Annotated in this window: 2 tRNA genes and 3 rRNA genes (1 of these 5 running past the window's edge); all 5 read left to right on the top strand. The window is 42.5% G+C overall.

Going from position 1 to position 5000, the window contains the following annotated elements:
* A 16S ribosomal RNA gene (locus ELQ09_RS08100) occupies positions 1-759 on the top strand (it extends 754 nt beyond the left edge of the window).
* 102 nt (positions 760-861) lie between these two features.
* A tRNA-Ala gene (locus ELQ09_RS08095) sits at positions 862-937 on the top strand.
* 8 nt (positions 938-945) lie between these two features.
* Positions 946-1022: transfer RNA gene (locus ELQ09_RS08090), tRNA-Ile, on the top strand.
* Positions 1023-1558: 536 nt separating this feature from the next.
* Positions 1559-4614: ribosomal RNA gene (locus ELQ09_RS08085) — 23S ribosomal RNA — on the top strand.
* Between the two features lie 263 nt (positions 4615-4877).
* Positions 4878-4994, top strand: a 5S ribosomal RNA gene (gene rrf, locus ELQ09_RS08080).
* The 16S, 23S and 5S rRNA genes sit together here with 2 tRNA genes alongside, the layout of an rRNA operon.
* The last annotated feature ends 6 nt before the right edge of the window (positions 4995-5000 follow it).

Below are 5000 nucleotides of genomic sequence, written 5' to 3'. Positions count from 1 at the left end.
AACAGGATTAGATACCCTGGTAGTCCACGCCCTAAACGATGTACACTAGTTGTTGGGATGCTAGTCATCTCAGTAATGCAGCTAACGCATTAAGTGTACCGCCTGGGGAGTACGGTCGCAAGATTAAAACTCAAAGGAATAGACGGGGACCCGCACAAGCGGTGGAGCATGTGGTTTAATTCGAAGATACGCGAAGAACCTTACCTGGGCTTGATATCCTAAGAACCTTATAGAGATATGAGGGTGCTAGCTTGCTAGAACTTAGAGACAGGTGCTGCACGGCTGTCGTCAGCTCGTGTCGTGAGATGTTGGGTTAAGTCCCGCAACGAGCGCAACCCACGTATTTAGTTGCTAACGGTTCGGCCGAGCACTCTAAATAGACTGCCTTCGTAAGGAGGAGGAAGGTGTGGACGACGTCAAGTCATCATGGCCCTTATGCCCAGGGCGACACACGTGCTACAATGGCATATACAATGAGACGCAATACCGCGAGGTGGAGCAAATCTATAAAATATGTCCCAGTTCGGATTGTTCTCTGCAACTCGAGAGCATGAAGCCGGAATCGCTAGTAATCGTAGATCAGCCATGCTACGGTGAATACGTTCCCGGGTCTTGTACTCACCGCCCGTCACACCATGGGAGTTGATTTCACTCGAAGCCGGAATACTAAACTAGTTACCGTCCACAGTGGAATCAGCGACTGGGGTGAAGTCGTAACAAGGTAACCGTAGGAGAACCTGCGGTTGGATCACCTCCTTTCTAGAGTACAAAGTAATAAGTCTCACAACTATTACTTCAATATATAAACTCAATTGATTCTTGTTTAGATTTCAAAGATTGATGATAAAGCTAATTGTTTATGGGGAATTAGCTCAGCTGGGAGAGCGCCTGCTTTGCACGCAGGAGGTCAGCGGTTCGATCCCGCTATTCTCCACCATTTATTAAGGGCCTATAGCTCAGCTGGTTAGAGTGCACCCCTGATAAGGGTGAGGTCACAAGTTCAAGTCTTGTTAGGCCCACCATAAAAAAGATTTGAATAAAGAAGCTTTAAAATCTAAAGCAAGTATATAAAGTAGATTAAATATAAAATATAAACCCTATACTTAGATTTATTTTTATCTTTAACTATAAAAGAATATACTTTAATAAATATAAATAGCATATACATTATGTATTTATATTTATAATGATTATATTAATATATATGCTTCCTTTAGGTTTTAAACCTAAATGTTCTTTTTAATTATCATTGTTAAGAGTCACAAGCAAGTTTTAATAAAAACAATTTTACAGGACTTGTTAAAGGATAAAATCTATTTATCTTTTCTTTAGTTTAACTTATATCTTTTAATTATCTTTATTTCTATAATAAAGAGAATATTAGATTTAAGATTTATAAATTAAAGACAAGTTTCAAACTCACAGCTTAGTTGAGACTAAATCATTTAGTTTTATATTAAGTGTTTGAATGCTTTCCGTCTTAAGATAAAGAAGTCTTATCATAAAAACTTTAACAAGGAAGTGATGCGTTTTAGAATCAATAATAAAAGGTAAAAAAAGGTAAGCTACTAAGAGCGAATGGTGGATGCCTTGACTGGTAAAGGCGATGAAGGACGTACTAGACTGCGATAAGCTACGGGGAGCTGTCAAGAAGCTTTGATCCGTAGATTTCCGAATGGGGCAACCCAATGTATAGAGATATACATTACCTATATAGGAGCGAACGAGGGGAATTGAAACATCTTAGTACCCTCAGGAAAAGAAATCAATAGAGATTGCGTCAGTAGCGGCGAGCGAAAGCGCAAGAGGGCAAACCCAGTGCTTGCACTGGGGGTTGTAGGACTGCAATGTGCAAGAGCTGAGTTTAGCAGAACATTCTGGAAAGTATAGCCATAGAGGGTGATAGTCCCGTATGCGAAAAACAAAGCTTAGCTAGCAGTATCCTGAGTAGGGCGGGACACGAGGAATCCTGTCTGAATCCGGGTCGACCACGATCCAACCCTAAATACTAATACCAGATCGATAGTGCACAAGTACCGTGAGGGAAAGGTGAAAAGAACTGAGGTGATCAGAGTGAAATAGAACCTGAAACCATTTGCTTACAATCATTCAGAGCACTATGTAGCAATACAGTGTGATGGACTGCCTTTTGCATAATGAGCCTGCGAGTTGTGGTGTCTGGCAAGGTTAAGCAAACGCGAAGCCGTAGCGAAAGCGAGTCTGAATAGGGCGCTTAGTCAGATGCTGCAGACCCGAAACGAAGTGATCTATCCATGAGCAAGTTGAAGCTAGTGTAAGAACTAGTGGAGGACTGAACCCATAGGCGTTGAAAAGCCCCGGGATGACTTGTGGATAGGGGTGAAAGGCCAATCAAACTTCGTGATAGCTGGTTCTCTCCGAAATATATTTAGGTATAGCGTTGTGTCGTAATATAAGGGGGTAGAGCACTGAATGGGCTAGGGCATACACCAATGTACCAAACCCTATCAAACTCCGAATACCTTATATGTAATCACAGCAGTCAGGCGGCGAGTGATAAAATCCGTCGTCAAGAGGGAAACAACCCAGACTACCAGCTAAGGTCCCTAAATCTTACTTAAGTGGAAAACGATGTGAAGTTACTTAAACAACCAGGAGGTTGGCTTAGAAGCAGCCATCCTTTAAAGAAAGCGTAATAGCTCACTGGTCTAGTGATTTTGCGCGGAAAATATAACGGGGCTAAAGTAAGTACCGAAGCTGTAGACTTGCACACAACTTAGATTATTTAAGTTTAGAATATGAGAAACTAAGTTATATGTTTAGTTATATTTTTACTGATTTTTATAGAGTAAAGATAGAAATAAAACTTAGTAAAATCAGTAAAAATATTCTTAGGCTAAAGTTAAGTAGTTTAAGTTGTGTGCAAGTGGTAGGAGAGCGTTCTATTTGCGTCGAAGGTATACCGGTAAGGAGTGCTGGAGCGAATAGAAGTGAGCATGCAGGCATGAGTAGCGATAATTAATGTGAGAATCATTAACGCCGTAAACCCAAGGTTTCCTACGCGATGCTCGTCATCGTAGGGTTAGTCGGGTCCTAAGTCGAGTCCGAAAGGGGTAGACGATGGCAAATTGGTTAATATTCCAATACCAACATTAGTGTGCGATGGAAGGACGCTTAGGGCTAAGGGGGCTAGCGGATGGAAGTGCTAGTCTAAGGTTGTAGGAGGTTATACAGGCAAATCCGTATAACAATACTCCGAGAACTGAAAGGCTTTTTGAAGTCTTCGGATGGATAGAAGAACCCCTGATGCCGTCGAGCCAAGAAAAGTTTCTAAGTTTAGCTAATGTTGCCCGTACCGTAAACCGACACAGGTGGGTGGGATGAGTATTCTAAGGCGCGTGGAAGAACTCTCTTTAAGGAACTCTGCAAAATAGCACCGTATCTTCGGTATAAGGTGTGGTTAGCTTCGTACTAGGATTTACTCCGAAAGCGAAGAAACTTACAACAAAGAGTCCCTCCCGACTGTTTACCAAAAACACAGCACTCTGCTAACTCGTAAGAGGATGTATAGGGTGTGACGCCTGCCCGGTGCTCGAAGGTTAATTGATGGGGTTAGCATTAGCGAAGCTCTTGATCGAAGCCCGAGTAAACGGCGGCCGTAACTATAACGGTCCTAAGGTAGCGAAATTCCTTGTCGGTTAAATACCGACCTGCATGAATGGCGTAACGAGATGGGAGCTGTCTCAAAGAGGGATCCAGTGAAATTGTAGTGGAGGTGAAAATTCCTCCTACCCGCGGCAAGACGGAAAGACCCCGTGGACCTTTACTACAGCTTGACACTGCTACTTGGATAAGAATGTGCAGGATAGGTGGGAGGCTTTGAGTATATGACGCCAGTTGTATATGAGCCATTGTTGAGATACCACTCTTTCTTATTTGGGTAGCTAACCAGCTTGAGTTATCCTCAAGTGGGACAATGTCTGGTGGGTAGTTTGACTGGGGCGGTCGCCTCCCAAATAATAACGGAGGCTTACAAAGGTTGGCTCAGAACGGTTGGAAATCGTTCGTAGAGTATAAAGGTATAAGCCAGCTTAACTGCAAGACATACAAGTCAAGCAGAGACGAAAGTCGGTCTTAGTGATCCGGTGGTTCTGTGTGGAAGGGCCATCGCTCAAAGGATAAAAGGTACCCCGGGGATAACAGGCTGATCTCCCCCAAGAGCTCACATCGACGGGGAGGTTTGGCACCTCGATGTCGGCTCATCGCATCCTGGGGCTGGAGCAGGTCCCAAGGGTATGGCTGTTCGCCATTTAAAGCGGTACGCGAGCTGGGTTCAGAACGTCGTGAGACAGTTCGGTCCCTATCTGCCGTGGGCGTAAGAAGATTGAAGAGATTTGACCCTAGTACGAGAGGACCGGGTTGAACAAACCACTGGTGTAGCTGTTGTTCTGCCAAGAGCATCGCAGCGTAGCTAAGTTTGGAAAGGATAAACGCTGAAAGCATCTAAGCGTGAAGCCAACTCTAAGATGAATCTTCTCTAAGCTCTCTAGAAGACTACTAGTTTGATAGGCTGGGTGTGTAATGGATGAAAGTCCTTTAGCTGACCAGTACTAATAGAGCGTTTGGCTTATCTTTAATAAAGCATCACTTCCTTGTTAAGGTTTTTAAAACTTTGAATATAAATAATATTTAGAGTTTAATAGAAATCTTTCAAGTAGAGTTTGTATTAGAACTTGCTCTTAACATTGTTTTTTAAGTATTCTATATAAAGACTTATCAAAGATAAGTAAAGAAGAAAGAAAAATAAAAGAAGAAAGAGAATAAAGAAAAAAGTAAAGAAATAAAAGATTAGGCTTTATTCTTAAATTCAGTCTTTCAAAGAATATTTAAATAACAATGTCCGTGATTATACAGATGTGGAAACGCCTTGCTCCATCCCGAACCAAGAAGCTAAGCACATCGTGGGTGATGATACTACGCCTTACTGGCAGGGGGAAAGTAGCTCATTGCGGACTTGTTAA

Source organism: Campylobacter sp. CH186, from assembly GCF_004378925.1.
Taxonomy (GTDB): domain Bacteria; phylum Campylobacterota; class Campylobacteria; order Campylobacterales; family Campylobacteraceae; genus Campylobacter_D; species Campylobacter_D jejuni.
This window is presented reverse-complemented; position numbering and strand designations above follow the sequence as displayed.